13 protein-coding genes and 1 tRNA gene are annotated in these 16,735 nt (G+C 68.8%); 5 read left to right on the top strand and 9 right to left on the bottom strand.

Annotation, left to right across the window (positions count from 1 at the left end):
- Positions 1 to 67 precede the first annotated feature (67 nt).
- Both ABZV38_RS12730 and ABZV38_RS12725 read left to right on the top strand, forming a co-directional pair.
- A complete protein-coding gene (locus ABZV38_RS12730; protein ID WP_356326798.1) occupies positions 68 to 1,543 on the top strand; it encodes a GH1 family beta-glucosidase in 1,476 nt (491 codons plus the stop codon).
- Between the two features lie 291 nt (positions 1,544 to 1,834).
- Entirely contained in the window at positions 1,835 to 2,866 is a 1,032-nt protein-coding gene (locus tag ABZV38_RS12725) for a LacI family DNA-binding transcriptional regulator (protein WP_356326797.1), read from the top strand.
- 119 nt (positions 2,867 to 2,985) lie between these two features.
- Here ABZV38_RS12725 and ABZV38_RS12720 read toward each other — a convergent pair.
- From ABZV38_RS12720 to ABZV38_RS12710, 3 genes are all read right to left on the bottom strand, one after another.
- Positions 2,986 to 3,058: transfer RNA gene (locus tag ABZV38_RS12720), tRNA-His, on the bottom strand.
- A gap of 126 nt (positions 3,059 to 3,184) precedes the next feature.
- Entirely contained in the window at positions 3,185 to 3,787 is a 603-nt protein-coding gene (gene orn, locus ABZV38_RS12715; RefSeq protein WP_356326796.1) for an oligoribonuclease, read from the bottom strand.
- Between the two features lie 10 nt (positions 3,788 to 3,797).
- Positions 3,798 to 5,033: a helix-turn-helix domain-containing protein gene (locus tag ABZV38_RS12710; protein ID WP_356326795.1), complete on the bottom strand. Its 1,236-nt coding sequence runs from the start codon at positions 5,031 to 5,033 to the stop codon at positions 3,798 to 3,800.
- 964 nt (positions 5,034 to 5,997) lie between these two features.
- On the opposite strand from ABZV38_RS12710, the gene ABZV38_RS12705 reads away from it, so the two are divergent.
- Both ABZV38_RS12705 and ABZV38_RS12700 read left to right on the top strand, forming a co-directional pair.
- Entirely contained in the window at positions 5,998 to 6,519 is a 522-nt protein-coding gene (locus ABZV38_RS12705) for a universal stress protein (protein ID WP_356326794.1), read from the top strand.
- A gap of 176 nt (positions 6,520 to 6,695) precedes the next feature.
- Positions 6,696 to 7,268: an acetate uptake transporter gene (locus ABZV38_RS12700; RefSeq protein ID WP_352262415.1), complete on the top strand. Its 573-nt coding sequence runs from the start codon at positions 6,696 to 6,698 to the stop codon at positions 7,266 to 7,268.
- A 112-nt stretch (positions 7,269 to 7,380) separates the two neighbouring features.
- Here the strand turns inward: ABZV38_RS12700 and glmS are convergent, their stop codons facing one another.
- Together glmS and ABZV38_RS12690 are read right to left on the bottom strand one after the other, a co-directional pair.
- Entirely contained in the window at positions 7,381 to 9,210 is a 1,830-nt protein-coding gene (gene glmS / locus ABZV38_RS12695; RefSeq protein WP_356326793.1) for a glutamine--fructose-6-phosphate transaminase (isomerizing), read from the bottom strand.
- Positions 9,211 to 9,254: 44 nt separating this feature from the next.
- Entirely contained in the window at positions 9,255 to 9,530 is a 276-nt protein-coding gene (locus ABZV38_RS12690) for a hypothetical protein (protein ID WP_277326331.1), read from the bottom strand.
- Between the two features lie 326 nt (positions 9,531 to 9,856).
- Here ABZV38_RS12690 and ABZV38_RS12685 point away from each other — a divergent pair, with 326 nt between their 5' ends.
- Positions 9,857 to 11,494 (top strand): beta-N-acetylhexosaminidase, encoded by a 1,638-nt coding sequence (locus tag ABZV38_RS12685; protein ID WP_356326792.1) that lies wholly within the window; start codon positions 9,857 to 9,859, stop codon positions 11,492 to 11,494.
- A gap of 85 nt (positions 11,495 to 11,579) precedes the next feature.
- On the opposite strand, the gene ABZV38_RS12680 is transcribed toward ABZV38_RS12685, so the two are convergent.
- From ABZV38_RS12680 to ABZV38_RS12665, 4 genes are read right to left on the bottom strand one after another with little or no spacing between them, the layout of a single operon-like run.
- Positions 11,580 to 13,355: an IucA/IucC family siderophore biosynthesis protein gene (locus tag ABZV38_RS12680; RefSeq protein ID WP_356326791.1), complete on the bottom strand. Its 1,776-nt coding sequence runs from the start codon at positions 13,353 to 13,355 to the stop codon at positions 11,580 to 11,582.
- Positions 13,352 to 13,903, bottom strand: a complete 552-nt coding sequence (locus ABZV38_RS12675; protein ID WP_356326790.1) for a GNAT family N-acetyltransferase — start codon at positions 13,901 to 13,903, stop codon at positions 13,352 to 13,354. Before ABZV38_RS12675 ends, ABZV38_RS12680 begins: the two co-directional genes overlap by 4 nt.
- Entirely contained in the window at positions 13,900 to 15,177 is a 1,278-nt protein-coding gene (locus ABZV38_RS12670; protein WP_356326789.1) for a SidA/IucD/PvdA family monooxygenase, read from the bottom strand. The genes ABZV38_RS12675 and ABZV38_RS12670 overlap by 4 nt, the downstream gene beginning before the upstream one ends.
- Positions 15,161 to 16,609 carry an aspartate aminotransferase family protein gene (locus ABZV38_RS12665; RefSeq protein WP_356326787.1) on the bottom strand — a complete coding sequence of 483 codons (1,449 nt, stop codon included), beginning with the start codon at positions 16,607 to 16,609 and terminating at the stop codon, positions 15,161 to 15,163. Before ABZV38_RS12665 ends, ABZV38_RS12670 begins: the two co-directional genes overlap by 17 nt.
- Between the last annotated feature and the right edge of the window lie 126 nt (positions 16,610 to 16,735).

Genomic DNA, 16,735 nt, shown 5'->3' with positions numbered 1-16,735 from the left:
CGCACCACCTCTCCTTCTCTCTCCCTCCCCCTGCCTCTGTTCCGTCCACCCATGGGAGCGCTCCCGCATGACTGCCGTACGACCTGACATCACCCCTAAGCCGGCATCCGAGGCAACGAACTCGCCGACACTCTTCCCGACGGGCTTCGTCTGGGGGGCGGCCACGGCCGCCTACCAGGTCGAAGGCGCGGCTGCCGAGGGCGGCCGCACCCCTTCCATCTGGGACACCTTCAGCCACACCCCCGGCAAGGTCCTGGCCGGTGACACGGGCGATGTCGCCGCCGACCACTACCACCGCTACCGCGACGACGTGGCGCTGATGAAGGAGCTGGGACTCAAGGCCTACCGCTTCTCCGTCTCCTGGTCCCGGGTACAGCCCACCGGTCGCGGCCCCGCCGTCGAACGCGGCCTGGACTTCTACCGCAAGCTCGTCGACGAGCTCCTCGAAGCGGGCATCACCCCCGTCGCCACCCTCTACCACTGGGACCTTCCCCAGGAGCTGGAGGACGCGGGCGGCTGGCCCGAGCGGGCCACCGCCGAGCGCTTCGCCGACTACACCGCCATCATGGCCGGCGCCCTCGGTGACCGGGTCCCGGTGTGGACCACCTTCAACGAGCCGTGGTGCTCGGCCTTCCTCGGTTACGGCTCCGGCGTGCACGCCCCCGGCCGTACCGAACCGGCGGCCACCCTGCGTGCGGCACACCATCTCAACCTCGCCCATGGACGGGCGATCGAGGTACTGCGCGGTCAACTCCCCGCTGGAGCGCAGACCTCGGTCACCCTCAACCTTCACCAGGTCCGCCCGCTGACCGACAGCGCCGCCGACGTGGACGCCGCCCGCCGGATCGACGCCGTCGGCAACCGGATCTTCACCGGCCCGATCCTGCGCGGCGCGTACCCCGAGGACCTGATCGCCGACACCTCGCACGTGGTGGACTGGTCGAAGCTGGTCCACGACGGCGACCTCGCCGCCATCTCCCGCCCCGTCGATGTGCTGGGGGTGAACTACTACACGCCCACGATCGTCTCCATGCCGGAAGAGGGCGAGGGCGACTCCCGCGACGACGGCCACGGCAACAGCGAACACTCTCCGTGGACCGGATCCGAGCAGGTCGCCTTCCACCTCTCCGAGGGCAAGAAGCGCACCGCGATGAACTGGGCGATCGACCCCAACGGGCTGTACGAGCTGCTCATGGACGTCACCCGCGACCACCCGGGCCTGCCCCTGATGGTCACCGAGAACGGCGCAGCCTTCGACGACCAGGTCTCGCCCGAGGGCCGGGTCGACGACCCGGAGCGGATCGAGTATCTGCATGGCCACCTCGACGCCGTCCAGCGGGCCGTCGCCGACGGCGCGGATGTGCGCGGCTACTTCCTGTGGTCGCTGATGGACAACTTCGAGTGGGGGTACGGATACTCCAAGCGCTTCGGTGCGGTCTACGTCGACTACGCCTCCCAGCGCCGCATCCCCAAGGCGAGCGCCCACTGGTACGCCGATGTGATTCGCCGTCACGCCCTTCCGCCGGTTCCCGAACTCCCCTGACTCCTCTGGCTTTCCCAGGCAAGCGCACGCGACAGACGACGGAGGCCCGGCCCGCGCCGGGTCTCCGTCGTTTCCGCAGCTCCCGTTGCTCCCGCCGGCTTCCGGATGGGCATCCGCGGATCCGTCCCCCCTGGCCACCTGCACCCGGTGCCGCCATCCCGTAAGGTGGGAGCGCTCCCATAATTGGGATCCGGCAGGCCTTCCGGGGCCGGGCAGGTGTCAAGGGGCACAACAGGTGGACTTGGCTTGGTTATCTGACTATGAGAAGTTGACCGCGAACGGGAGGCAGCCATGGCGGCAGCGCGAGTACGGAGCGGCGGGCGGCCGACGCTCGAAGAGGTCGCAGCACGGGCCGGAGTCGGGCGTGGCACGGCCTCGCGGGTCATCAACGGCTCGCCGCGGGTCAGTGAACACACCCGCGAGGCGGTCGAAGCCGCCGTCGCCGAGCTGGGATACGTGCCCAACCGGGCGGCCCGCGCACTCGCCGGAAACCGCACGGACGCCATCGCTCTCGTCGTGCCCGAGCCCGAGACCCGGTTCTTCGCCGAGCCGTACTTCTCGGACATCGTCCGCGGGGTCGGTGCGGCCCTCGCCGACACCGAATTGCAGCTGCTGCTCACCCTCGTCGGCAACGACCGCGAGCGGAAGCGGCTGGCCCAGTATCTGACCGCGCACCGCGTCGACGGCGTGCTGCTGGTCTCCGTGCACGCCGACGACCCGCTGCCGGACCTGCTGGAACAGCTCGGCATGCCGGCCGTGATGAGCGGCCGCAGATCCGCCTCCGAGACGCTCGCCGCAGTCGACTCCGACAACTTCGAGGGTGCCCGCGGCGCCGTCGACCATCTGATCTCCCGCGGCCGCCGCTCCATCGCCACGATCACCGGGCGCCTCGATGTGTACGGTGCGCAGCGCCGTCTCGACGGCTACCGCAAGGCGGTCGCGGCGGCCGGTCTCGGCCCGGACGAGCAGCTGATCGCCCTCGCCGACTTCACCGAGGAGGGCGGCGCCCGTGCCATGCGGGAGCTGCTGGCCCGCCGTCCCGATGTGGACGCGGTCTTCGCCGCCTCCGACGTGATGGCCGCGGGCGCCCGGCAGGTGCTCCGCGAGGCGGGCCGGAGCATCCCGGACGATGTGGCGCTGGTCGGCTTCGACGACTCGGCCGTGGCCCGTCACATGGACCCGGCGCTCACCAGCGTGCGCCAGCCGATCGAGGAGATGGGCCGGGTGATGACGCGGGTACTGCTCCAGGAGATCGCCGGTGAGAACGAGGAGCGCCCGCAGATCGTGCTCCCGACAGAACTCGTCGTCCGCGATTCGTCCTGACGGCGGCCCTCAGCAGGGTCGCGAGTGACGACCGTCACATGCGGGCCTGGTGAGGGAGACTCAGTCGCACGGGCACACGAGAAGGGCCCCGGTCCGAAGACCGGGGCCCTTCCCTTCAGGGTGAGTAACGGGACTCGAACCCGCGACATCCTGGACCACAACCAGGTGCTCTACCATCTGAGCTATACCCACCATGTCCGGTCTTTTTCTGACCGGCCGAGAAAAAGTGTACAGGGTCCGAGAGGGTGCTCGCGCCCTAGTTCTTCAGCCGCTGATCCCAGGCCTTGAAGCGCCCGTGACCAGCGGCTTCCCGAGGTCCTAAGCCGACTGCTGCGTCAGGCGTGTCGCAATGGCCTTCGCATGCTCGGAGTCGGGCCCGGGCTGCGGTACGAAGATCGCTTCCCGGTAGTACCGCAGCTCCGTGATGGAGTCACGGATGTCCGCGAGCGCCCGGTGGTTGCCGTTCTTCTCCGGGCTGTTGAAGTACGCCTTCGGGTACCAGCGGCGGGCCAGCTCCTTGATCGAGGACACGTCGACGATCCGGTAGTGCAGGTAGCCCTCCAGGGCCCCCATGTCGCGGGCCAGGAAGCCACGGTCGGTACCGACCGAGTTTCCGCAGAGCGGGGCCTTGCCCGGCTCCTTCACGTGCTCGCGCACATAGGCCAGCACCTGGGCCTCGGCGTCGGCCAGGGTGGTGCCGCCGGCCAGCTCCTCGAGGAGGCCCGAGGCGGTGTGCATCTGCCGCACCACCTCGGGCATCGTCTCCAGGGCCCTGTCCGGCGGGCGGATCACGATGTCCACCCCTTCGCCGAGCACGTTCAACTCCGAGTCGGTGACCAGTGCGGCCACCTCGATGAGTGCGTCTTCCGTCAACGAGAGCCCGGTCATCTCGCAGTCGATCCACACCATGCGATCGTTCATACGCCCCACCCTACGGGGCGCTGCGCTGCCCCGGCAGGGTCGGGCGCCCCGTGGCGTACGCATCGGACCCCGGCTTCCCGTGATCCAGCTGACCCGTACCGACCGCCGTGGAGGCTGCGGCCGGAGGGCCCGACGGGGTCGCCGTCGCACCGGCTCTCCGGCTCGCGGGCGTGCCCTGTGGGGGCACGACCGTCTCGATCGCCGTCGCCACCGGGTCCAGCGCCCCGGCCTGCGGACGGCGGGCCCGGTAGGCGGCCCGGTATGCGGCGGGGGAGGAGCCCAGCTGGCGCCGGAAGTGTCCGCGCAGCGCGACCGGCGAGCGGAAGCCGCAGCGGCCCGCGACCTCGTCGACCGAGTAGTCGGACGTCTCCAGCAGCCGCTGCGCCTGCAGCACCCGCTGGGTGATCAGCCACTGGAGCGGTGCGCTGCCGGTGAGCGAACGGAACCTCCGGTCGAAGGTCCGCCTGCTCATATAGGCGCGCGCAGCCAGCGTCTCCACGTCGAACTGCTCGTGCAGATGCTCCAGCGCCCAGGCCACGACCTCGGCGAGCGGGTCGGAGCCGATCTCTTCGGGTAGAGACCTGTCGAGGTAGCGCTCCTGACCGCCACTGCGCCGCGGCGGCACCACGAGCCGACGGGCCAGCGCCCCGGCGGCCTCCGTGCCGTGGTCCGTGCGGACTATATGCAGACAGAGGTCGATGCCGGCCGCCGTCCCGGCGGAGGTGAGCACATCGCCGTCGTCGACGAACAGCTCACGCGGATCGACATGGACCGACGGATAGCGCTTGGCCAGCGTCGGTGCGTACATCCAGTGTGTGGTCGCCGGGCGGCCGTCCAGCAGGCCCGCGGCGGCGAGCACGAACGCCCCGGTGCACAGCCCGACGATGCGGGCCCCCTCCTCGTGGGCGCGGCGCAGCGCGTCCAGCGCCTCGGCGGGCGGCGGGGAGGTGATCGAACGCCAGGCGGGCACCACGACGGTGCCTGCCCTGCTGATCGCCTCCAGCCCGTAGGGCGTGGTCAGTTCGAGTCCACCCGTGGTCCGCAGCGGTCCCTCTTCCCCGCCGCAGACGAGGAGTCGGTAGCGCGGAACTCCCGCGTCCTGCCGGTCGATTCCGAACACGGAGAGCGGGATGGAGCTCTCGAAGATGGGGCCGCCGCTGAACAGCAGCACGGCGACGACTTCCCGACGTCGTCGTCCGCTGAGCTTCCGTACAGCCTCCGTTGCGGCGGCGGAGTCCTGGCTCATGACGCTAAGCCCCCCTCGGTGTTCGCGTCTCCCTGGTCCTTACGGGCCTGTCGCTCCTGCACATTTCCCCTCGGTGTTGCACGAGTCCCCAGTCTTCGGCACCCAAGATCGAATCTACTGCGTCCCGCGGTGCCGGCGTGACAAGTTGACCAACCAGCGCTATGTCGACAAGGCAACTTGGCGGGAAGCATTCGATCACGAAAGCGTTTCACTCACAGGCCGTGCAGGGAAGTGCGCCTCTCATTCGTGGCCCGTCCCCGTTGGGTGGAAGCGTACCGCCTGGTCTCTTCTTGCCTGGTGGCAAGGGGGTTGATCGGCCAATTACCCAAGGAATGGGTAGGGGTGAGAAGTTGGCTGAAAATATATGGTTGCGCAAGCCTGAATCCGTCGTTTGACCGGCGCGCAACCCCGATCGTGCGACTGTGCCCGCACGCCCGCACGCCCCCGCGGCCCGGTCGGTGGAGTGCGGCCCGGCAGGCCGCGCCGGGGTGGCGGGGCCGGGGGATGGCTGCATCCGGCCGGTAGGCGTACCGCCGGATGTGCCGAACGCCACGCGGGCGACCGGCATCGGTGAACAGCTGAACACACCGTCGCTGGGTCGCTTCCCGGCATTGCTCTGCGGCGGTGCTCCCGGGCGCCGCCCTCCGGTGCGGCGTGCGCGGTGTCGTGACTCCGCGGCGGGGGCGGGTGGCCGGCGCGGCCCGATGCCGTCGGTCACCGAGTGTGGTCGTCCGTTCGCGCGACCTCGATGTACTACGCAACCGGCATTGCCATACGGAGCCGCCTCGGGCATGCTCCCTGGGACGTCGCACGCACTTTGCGGGGGTCTGGGCAGCGGAGGAGTGGCGCCGTACCCTTGGGGGTAAGGGGTTGGGAAGACGATTCCCGGACACCGCATCACCGCCCGCTGATACACCTTCCCCAAGCCGCTCTCCTCACGAGGACTCTCTTCGCCGAGACACCGATGGCCGGTCACGAAATCCCCGAACCCGCGGACCGCAAGCAGGTAGCCGACCCTCTGTCGGACCAGCAGGCGGTCGAAGAAACACGCCATTCCTGCGATCCCGCCTTCCGGCATGGGGTCGTGGTCGGCTTCGACGGCTCCACGTCCAGTGAGCGAGCCCTCGCCTACGCCATCGGCATGGCCCGGAGATCAGGCTCCGGCCTGATCATCGTCCATGTCGCCAACCGGCTGCCGACCACGGTCTGGGCAGGCTGCGAGCCGCCCGTCTTCGTCGATGTGCCCGACCACCGCACCGAGGTCCTCGGGCTGGAGCTCGCCTGTGCGGACTACCTCGCCGAGGTGCCGTGGGTGCTCGTCGAGCGGGGTGGCGACATCTGTCACGAGCTGGAGGACGTGGGCCGGGAGTACTCGGCCGACGCGATCGTCGTCGGCTCCACGCACGGCATCGTCGGCCGGATCTTCGGCTCGGTGGCGGGGCGGCTGGCGCGGCGCGCGCAGCGCCCGGTCGTGGTCATTCCCTAGCGGACCCCCTCGCGGACCCTCGGTGATTTCCCCGCCGCTCCCTCGTTTTCCGACGTGGCGTCAACTCGCCGCTGAAAACAGGCAATCTACTCACCCGTAGAGGTGGATTGTGTGCTTGTGAAGGGTACATAAGGGCCACTGGGAAACAGCACCACTGCCTTTGAAGGGAGCCCGCCGTGGACAATGACGTCTCTGCGGGGAACAGCAGCACCTCCACCCTCGGCCATCTCGCCCTGGGACTCACCCTGTTGGCGTTCGGTATCGGTCACACCGGGGTCATCGACGGTGTGACGGCGGCCGACGCCGTCTCGCTCGCGCTGTATGTCGGCGGTATAGCCCTGTTCGTCGCCGGACTGCTGGAGTTCCGCGCGGGCAGCGGTTTCACCGGCACGGCCTTCGTCGGACTCGGCGCCTTCTGGTTCACCTGGGGCACCGGTGCCGATGCCCAAGTCTCCAGTCATGCGGCGGGGATGTTCCTGCTGCTCTGGGCGCTGTTCGCACTGAGCCTGGCCCTCGGGTCGGCCGGCGGCGGTCGGCTCGCCCAGGGGACGTACGGACTGCTCTTCCTGGGGCTTCTGCTCCTGGGCGTCGGGCAGTTCGCCGACAGTGACGGGCTCGGCAAGGTCGGCGGCTGGCTCGCCGCAGTGGCCGGTCTCGCCGCCTGGTACGGGGCGACAGCGGCGCTGGCCAAGTGGCCGACGGCGCTCCCGAAGCGCGCTGCCGGCCGAGGTGTGACGGCCACCGGCTGAGGCAGCAATCGGCCGGTGCGATCCGCTCGGCACCGGCCGACGGGAGAGAGCGGCCCCGCACCCATCGTGGCGTGGTGCGGGGCCGCTCTCTGTCCGTGTGCTGCCGCGGGTGCTACTCGACCGTGACGGACTTCGCGAGGTTCCGCGGCTTGTCGATGTCGCGGCCCATGGCCAGCGCCGTGTGGTACGCGAAGAGCTGGAGCGGGATGCCCATCAGGATCGGGTCCAGCTCGTTCTCGTTCTTCGGTACGACGATGGTGTGGTCGGCCTTCTCCTGCACCTGATGGGCGACCGCGAGGATCCGGCCGCTGCGGGCCTTGATCTCCTCCATCGCGGCGCGGTTCTTCTCCAGCAGGTCGTCGTCCGGCACGATCGCGACCGTCGGCATCGCGGGCTCGATCAGGGCCAGCGGACCGTGCTTCAGCTCGGACGCGGGGTAGGCCTCGGCGTGGATGTACGAGACCTCCTTGAGCTTCAGCGAGGCCTCACGGGCGACGGGGTAGCCGCGCACCCGGCCGATGAACATCATCGACTTGGCGTCCGCGTACTCCGCGGCCAGCTTCTTGATCTCGTCCTCGTTCTCGAGGATCTCGGTGATCTGGGCGGGCAGCCTGCGCAGGCCCTCGATGATCCGCTTGCCGTCGGCGACCGACAGGTCGCGGATCCGGCCGAGGTGCAGGGCGAGCAGTGCGAACGCGACCACCGTGTTGGTGAAGCACTTGGTGGAGACGACGCAGACCTCGGGGCCCGCGTGGACGTATGTACCGCCGTCGGCCTCCCGGGCGATCGCCGAGCCGACCACGTTGACCACGCCGAGGACGCGGGCGCCCTTGCGCTTGAGCTCCTGAACGGCGGCCAGTACGTCGTACGTCTCGCCGGACTGGGAGACCGCGACGTACAGGGTGTCGGGGTCGACGACCGGGTTGCGGTAGCGGAACTCGGAGGCGGGTTCGGCGTCCGCGGGGATGCGGGCCAGCTCCTCGATCAGCTGGGCGCCGATCTGGCCCGCGTGGTACGAGGTGCCGCAGCCCAGGATCTTGATCCGGCGGACCCCGCGCGCCTCGCGGGCGTCCAGGTTGAGACCGCCCAGGTGGACGGTGGAGAACCGGTCGTCGATCCGGCCGCGCAGCACCCGGTCGACCGCGTCGGCCTGCTCGGAGATCTCCTTGTGCATGTACGTGTCGTGGCCGCCCATGTCGTACGACTCGGCCTCCCACTCCACGGTGGTCGGCGTGGCCGTCGTGCGGGAGCCCTCGGTGGTGTACGTACGGAAGTCATCGGCCTTGAGGGTGGCCATCTCGCCGTCGTCGAGGGTGACGACCTGGCGGGTGTGGGCGACCAGCGCGGCGACGTCGGAGGCGACGAACATCTCCTTCTCGCCGATGCCGAGGACGACCGGGGAGCCGTTGCGGGCGACGACGATGCGGTCGTTGAAGTCGGCGTGCATGACGGCGATGCCGTACGTGCCGTCGACCGAGCGCAGGGCCTCGCGGACCTTCTCCTCCAGGGTGTCCGCCTGCGCGCGGGCGATCAGGTGGACCAGCACCTCGGTGTCGGTCTCGGAGAGGAAGACGATGCCGTCGGCGACGAGCTTCGCACGGAGCTCGGAGGCGTTGTCGATGATGCCGTTGTGGACGACGGCGACCTTGTGGTCGGCGTCCAGGTGCGGGTGCGCGTTCTCGTCGCTCGGGACGCCGTGGGTGGCCCAGCGGGTGTGGGCGATACCGGTGGTTCCGGTGAAGCGCTTGGGGATACGGGCCTCCAGCTCGCGGACCCGGCCCTTCGCCTTGACCATCTTCAGCGCGGCGGGCTTCCCGGCCGACGCCTTGCCTGTGATGACGATGCCCGCGGAGTCGTAACCCCGGTACTCCAGCCGCTGCAGTCCTTCCAGCAGCAGCGGAGCCACGTCACGCTTCCCGATGTATCCGACGATTCCGCACATATGGTGTCTGCCCCTCCATCGACGTACTTGTGGGTGCCCGTTGTTCAGCCGTAGACGATGCGGCGCAGCTGGCGGAGCGAGAGCTCCGGCGGCGCGACCGCCCGGTGCGGCAGCTCGGCCGCGATCCGCTCGAAGATCTCCGCGTTCACCAGGCCGCCGGACTGCAGTTCCCGGTGGCGGCGGCGGACGAAGTCGTCGGTCGTCTCGTCGAAGTACGCCAGCACGTCGAGGATCACCCGGGCTGCTTCCCCGCGCTGAAGCGTGGTGGACCGCACCAGGTGATCGATGAGGTCGTCATGTGACGGACGGCGTTCGAGCACTCGTTGATATTGCGGGGAATGGAGGCCGTACGCAACAATTCTGCCCGATATCGGGCAGGGGTGAGAGTGATTGCACTTTCCAGAGTGCCCGCGGTGGCGTCGAGGGGCTCTGTGGTCGCTTCATGTGATCGTGAGGTTGCTCAGAGTCGCTTCAGGATCCGGGCCCCGTCCCGACCGGATGATTTCCGGTGTACGTCAGATTCCGTCGGCCGCAAAAGGGGGAAGTGGTCTACACCTTGACCACGCGTGGGCCGCACGATACGCATGGTGATGGTTCGTTTCTCAGGAGATCCACAGGTGTGAACCCGTCGAAAGGGACCCGGCTTGTGAGACTGCACAGGACACAGCGCACCGCCCTTCCCCGTCTTCTCGGCTCGCTGCTGCTCGTCACAGCGGCCGGTATCTCCAGTGCCGGCGCGGCTCCGGGAGCGGCGGCGGCGAGCATCGGCCCGGCCACCGCCGCCGCGCCCCGTCCGCTCGGGCAGATCGTGCCCGCCCCCGCCGAAGTGAAGGCGGGCGGATCCCCCTACGCCATCACCGCGGGAACGAAGATCCGCGTCGACCACGGCTCCCGCGAGGCCCGGAAGATCGGCGACTATCTGGCGGGCGTGCTGCGCCCCTCAACCGGGTACGCCCTGCCGGTCACCGGCAGCGGTGGCAATGACGGCATCCGGCTGCGGCTCGGCTCCCACGACAGCAAGCTGGGCGCGGAGGGCTACACGCTGAAGTCCGGCCGCGGATCCGTCACTATCACCGCGCGTGGCCCGGCAGGGCTCTTCCACGGCGTTCAGACGCTGCGTCAGCTGCTCCCGGCCGGTGTGGAGAAGAAAAGCCGTCAGGCGGGCCCGTGGAAGGTTGCGGGCGGCACGGTCACGGACGCGCCGCGCTATGCGTACCGGGGCGCGATGCTCGATGTCTCCCGGCATTTCTTCTCCGTCACCGAGGTCAAGCGCTACATCGACCAGCTGGCCCTCTACAAGATGAACAAGTTCCATCTGCATCTCTCCGACGACCAGGGCTGGCGCATCGCCGTGGATTCCTGGCCGCGGCTCGCCACGTACGGCGGGCAGACGGAGGTCGGCGGCGGAGCCGGCGGCTACTACACGAAGAGCGACTACAAGGAGATCGTCCGGTACGCGGCCTCGCGCTATCTGGAGGTCGTGCCGGAGATCGATCTGCCCGGCCACACGAATGCGGCACTCGCCTCGTATGCCGAGCTGAACTGCGACGGCGTCGCGCCGCCGCTCTACACCGGCACGAACGTCGGATTCAGCTCGCTGTGCGTGCCGAAGGCCATCACGTACGACTTCGTGAACGACGTGGTCCGTGAGCTGGCCGCGCTCACCCCCGGCAAGTACATCCACATCGGCGGCGACGAGGCGCACTCCACCAGCCACGACGACTATGTGTCGTTCATGAACAAGGCGCAGGCCATCGTCGGCAAGTACGGCAAGACCGTGGTCGGCTGGCACCAGCTGACCGGGGCGACGCCGGTCGCGGGCGCGGTCGCCCAGTACTGGGGCTACGACGAGACGGGCGCCGCCGAGCGCAAGCAGGTGGCGGACGCCGCGAAGAACGGCACGAAACTGGTGCTGTCCCCGGCGGACCGGATCTACCTCGACATGAAGTACAACAAGGACACCGCGCTGGGTCTGGCCTGGGCCGGCTATGTCGAGGTGCAGCGTTCGTACGACTGGAACCCTGGCACGTATCTCGAGGGCGCCCCGGCGAGCTCCGTCCTGGGTGTCGAGGCGCCGATCTGGTCGGAGACGCTGACCAACAGCGACCAGATCGAGCAGATGGCGTTCCCGCGGCTGCCGGGTGTCGCGGAGCTGGGCTGGTCGCCGGCGTCCACGCATGACTGGGACGCGTACAAGGTGCGGTTGGCGGCTCAGGGGCCGAGGTTCTCGGCGCTGGGGATCGACTACTACCGGTCGGCGCAGGTGCCGTGGCCCACGCAGTGAGGTGACCGGGCGTCCGCCGACGCCCTCGTCCTCAATCGCCGGACGGGCTGGATCCATCGGGCCCGTCCGGCGATCGGTGCTTGATCTAGAACCCCTCGATCGGGTTCCTCAGGGTGCCGATCAGCTGCAGTGCTCCCGACGGGTCCGTGAGGTCGACCATCTGCTTGTTGTTGCGCAGCTGCAGCCGGTTCAGGCAGGACAGCGCGAACTCGTCGGTGAACATGTCGTACTGCTTGAACTTGTCGGCGAGCTGCGGCATCGACTCCTGGTAGCCGGACACGCACTCGGCGACCGTCCGCCAGAAGGTGTCCTCGTCGAGGATCGACTCGGTGGCGAGTCCGGCGGCCAGGAAGCGGAAGAAGCAGTCGAAGACGTCGGTGAGGACCGACAGCAGTTTCATGTCGTCGGGGACCTCGGCGCGGATCCGCTCGACCTGCGGCGGCAGAACCGCGTCCGGGTCCATGACCGCGATCTCCTCGGCGATGTCCTTGAACACCGTGCGGGTCACGACCCCGTCCTCGATGACCAGGATGACGTTCTCGCCGTGCGGCATGTACACCAGGTCGTACGCGTAGAAGCTGTGCAGTACCGGCACCAGATAGGCGTCCAGGTAGCGCCGCAGCCACGCAGCGGGTGTCAGTCCCGATTCGGCGATCAGCGCGCCCGCGACGGAGTTGCCCTCGTGGTCGGTGTGGACGAGCGAGGCCATGGTCGCGACCCGTTCGCCGGCGGCCAGGCCCGGCACGGGGCTCTCCCGCCAGAGCGCGGCGAGCATTTTCAGGTACGGGGAGCCCTTGGCGGTGGCCGCCTCGTACGCCCGGTGGTGGTAGCCGATCGCCGCCCGCTCCCGGATGATCGAGAACCGGGCCGCGCGCAGTACGTCGTCGCGCTCGATCAGCCCGGCGAGCCAGTCGTTGATCGCGGGCGTCGCCTCCATGTACGCGGCGGAGAGCCCGCGCATGAAGCCCATGTTGAGGACGGACAGCGCCGTTTTGACGTAGTGCTTGTCCGGGTTGCTGGTGTTGAAGAACGTGCGGATCGACTGCTGGGCGAGGTAGCTGTCGTCGCCTTCCCCGAGGCAGACCAGATGGTGCCGGGCGAGCTCTCCGGCGAAGGTGACGGCCAGCTTGTTCCACCACTGCCAGGGGTGGACGGGGATCAGCAGGTAGTCGTCGAGGTCGAGGCCGAGGCCGGTCATCGTGGCCGCGAACCGGGCCCGGGTCTCCTCGCTCAGCTCGCCGTCGATCAGCGTGGCGTAGTCGAGCCCGGCGCCCGCGGTGAAGGTGGCGCGGTCGCGGCGGGCGGCGAGCCAGACCAGCCGGATCGCACTCGCCGCCTCGGGGGCGTACGCGCGGTACTCGTCGACGCCGAAGCCGAGCCGCCCGTTGTTGGCGACGAAGCAGGGGTGGCCCTCGGTCATGCCCGTCTCGATCGCCTGGAAGCCGGCGGCGACGAGCTCGGCGGAGGTCACCTGTTCCTTGGTCAGTTTGTACGCGGTGCCGGCCAGCGTGGAGGAGATCTCCTCCAGATAGACCGGCAGGATCTCCGCCGAGAGGCCGAGTGTCTCGCGCAGTTCGGTGAAGAACTCCAGTGCGTCCAGGGGGAGGTCCTGGCCGTGCCGGTGACGGGTGACGGAGGCCGCGTCGACCTGCCAGTGGTCGAGAGCGAAGAGCCGGGCACGGAAACGGTACTCGGTCGCCGTGTCGTCGCTGCGTACGGTGTAGAGGTCGCCCTCGAGCGGTTCGGGGGTCAGCAGCCGCTCATGGGCGAACTCGGCGAGGGCTTTGCGGATCAGCTGCCGGTTGGCCGTGGCCCAGCGTGCGGGGGTGAGGTGCGCAACGGCGTCGGTGGTCGTGGTCATCGGGCGGTTCCTTCGCGTCGCGCGGCCTCGAACTGCTCCCGGGTGCAGGCGCTGAGCAGGGCGTTCTTCTCCGGCTTGGCGATCTCCCGGAGGACCTCGAAGCCGACGGCCTTGTTGAGGGCGTGCACCGCGCTGTTGCGTACGTCCGGCTCGACAACGACACGGCGTACCGACGGGTCGGCGAAGAGTGTCTCCATCACGGCGGTGATCACGGCGCGCGTGAAGCCGTGCAGCGGGGTGTCGGACGGGGCGACCAGGAAGTGCATCCCGATGTCTCCGGGCTCGGCCTCGTACAGACCTTTGAGCTCCACCTCCGCGGGGTCGTACCGCTCCATCAGGAAGGCGGGCTCCCCGTTGTGCAGTCCTATGAACGCGTCGTGGTGCGGGTGGGCGGCGATCGCCATGTACTCCCGCTCGACGTCCTCGAGCCTGGCGTCGCCCATCAGCCAGAAGGAGGCCTTGGGGTGGGTGACCCAGCCGTGCACCAGTTCGGCGTCGGCGAGAGGGTCGAGGGCGCGGACGGTGAAGGTGCCGAGGTCGGTCGTCATACGGCGAACTCCTGGAAGGCGATGGACTTCTCGACCGGGTAGTACTCACGGCCGAGCAGTTCGCCGATGATGTACGCGTTGCGGTAAGCGCCCATGCCCAGGTCGGGCGAGGTGATCGAGTGGGTGTGCGTGCCGGCGTTCTGCAGGAAGACGCCGCGCCCGGTGGTGTCGATGGAGTAGTTGCGGGCCACGTCGAAGCGGCCCCGGCTGTCGTGGCGCAGCCGGTCGGTGATCGGCTCCAGGAAGGCCGGCGGGGTGTAGCGGTAGCCGGTGGCGAGGATCAGGCCCTCGGTGCTGAGGGTGTAGTCCTTGCTCTGTTCCTCCTGGCGCAGACCAAGGGTGTACGTACCGCTGGATTCCTCGTAACTCGTACTTTTGAGGGCAGAGTTGGTCAGGAGTCGGGTGGGGACGGGGCCCGACAGGTTCTTCTGGTAGAGCAGATCGAAGATCGCGTCGATCAGCTCCGAGTCGATGCCCTTGAAGAGGCCCTTCTGGCCGGACTCCAGGCCGTAGCGGGTCTGCTCGGGCAGCGCGTGGAAGTAGTCGATGTACTCCGGGGAGGTCATCTCCAGCGTCAGCTTGGTGTACTCCAGCGGGAAGAACCGCGGTGAACGCGTCACCCAGTTCAGCCGGTAGCCGTGCACATCGATCTCGGAGAGCAGGTCGTAGTAGATCTCCGCCGCGCTCTGTCCGCTGCCGACGAGGGTGATGGACTTCTTCGCCTGGAGGGCGGCTTTGCCGTCCAGGTAGCGGGAGTTGTGCAGGAAGTCGCCGCCCAGGTCGTGGCAGGCCTCCGGAATGTACGCGGGGGTGCCCGTGCCGAGTACCAGATGCCGGGCGCGGAAGACGCCGCCGGTGGTGGTGGCCACGGTGTACAGGGCGGTGCTCTCGTCGTATGTGACGGACTCGACGGTCTCGTTGAAGCGGACGCTGCTCAGTTTGGCGGCAGCCCACCGGCAGTAGTCGTTGTACTCGGTCCGCAGCGGGTAGAAGTTCTCCCGGATGTAGAAGGAGTACAGCCGGCCGCGTTCCTTGAGGTAGTTGAGGAAGGAGTACGGCGAGGTGGGGTCGGCCATCGTCACCAGGTCCGACATGAACGGCGTCTGGAGATGGGCGCCTTCGAGGAACATCCCGGCGTGCCACTCGAAGTCCGGCTTGGACTCCAGGAACACACCGCTGAGTTCGTCGATGGGCTCGGTCAGGCAGGCGAGGCCGAGGTTGAACGGGCCGAGGCCGATCCCGATGAAGTCGTGGGGTTCAGGAAGCGCGGTCAAGGGAGTCTCCCAGGTACTGCTCGGCGTGGCCGGCGATCAGGTCGAGTACCGCGGCGATGTCCCCCGCGGTCGTTTCGGGGTTGAGCAGGGTGAATTTCAGGTACTGGCGGCCGCCCACCTTCGTTCCGGCGACGACGGCCTCGCCGGAGGCGAAGAGTGCCTTGCGGGCGTAGAGGTTGGCCCGGTCGATCTCGGCGGGTGCCGTGACGGAGGCCGGGATGCAGCGGAACACCAGGGTGGACAGCTGCGGCTCGACGACGACGTCGAAGCGCGGGTCGGAGGTGAGCAGCCGCCAGCCCTCGGCGGCCAGGTCGCAGACCTCGTCGAAGAGCTCGCCGATGCCGTCCGCGCCCATGACGCGCAGGGTCATCCACAGCTTGAGGGCGTCGAATCTGCGGGTGGTCTGCAGGGACTTGTCGACCTGGTTGGGGATGCGCTCCTCGGTCATCCGCTGCGGGTTGAGGTACTCCGCGTGGTACGTGGCGTGCCGCAGCGTCGCCCGGTCCCGGACCAGCACGGCCGAGGAACTCACCGGCTGGAAGAAGGACTTGTGGTAGTCCACGGTGACCGAATCGGCGTGCTCGATGCCGTCGAGGAGGTGGCGGCGCTCACGGGAGGCCAGCAGCCCGCAGCCGTACGCGGCGTCGACATGCATCCAGGTGGAGAACTGCTCGCAGAGTGCGGCGATTTCGGGAAGCGGGTCGATGGAGCCGAAGTCCGTGGTGCCCGCGGTGGCGACGACCGCCATCGGGACGGCGCCCTCGGCGACGCACTGCTCGAGCGCGCGGGCGAGGGCCACGGTCTGCATGCGCTTGTTGTGGTCGACGGGGACGGAGACGACGGAGTCCGGTCCGAGGCCGAGGAGTTTCGCCGACTTCTGGACGCTGAAGTGGCTGCACTCGGAGGTGAAGATGCGCAGCCGGCTGAAGTGTTCGGGGCGGGACTTGGCCTCTTCGCGGGCGAGCAGCAGGGCCTGCAGGTTGGACTGCGTGCCACCGCTGGTGAAGACGCCGTCGGCGGCCGGTCCGAGGCCGATCCGGGCCGCGGTCCAGTCGATCAGCCGGCGCTCGATGAGGGTTCCGCCCGCGCTCTGGTCCCAGGTGTCCAGCGAGGAGTTGACGGCCGAGAGCACGGCTTCGCCGAGGACGGCGGGGATCACCACGGGGCAGTTGAGATGGCCCAGGTAGCGGGGGTGGTGGAAGTAGACGGCGTCACGCAGATAGACGCGGTCGAGCTCGTCGAGGGCGGCGGACGCATCGCCCAGCGGCCGGTCCAGATCGATCGCGTCGACGACCGGGGAGAGCTCGTCGACGGAGGTTCCGGTGAACGGCCGGTCGGTGGCGGCGAGTTTGGCTGCAACCCGTTCGACTCCTGCCGTGACGGAGCGACGGTAGTGCTCCGCGGTCGTGTCGTTGAGCAGGTGCGAACGCATGAAGGGGTCCTCCCGGATGCGGGGAACTTCATCGGGCCCTCAGGGCAGAAGAGAGGGGGCGAGGGCGCGATGCCAAAGTAAGGTAAGCCTAACCTAACTTCACGTCGCGTTGTTCCCTCGCCCCCT

It is taken from the genome of Streptomyces sp. NPDC005181, assembly GCF_040608395.1.
GTDB lineage: Bacteria > Actinomycetota > Actinomycetes > Streptomycetales > Streptomycetaceae > Streptomyces.
The sequence above is the reverse complement of the archived record's forward strand: the minus strand, read 5'-3'. Positions and strand labels throughout refer to the sequence as shown.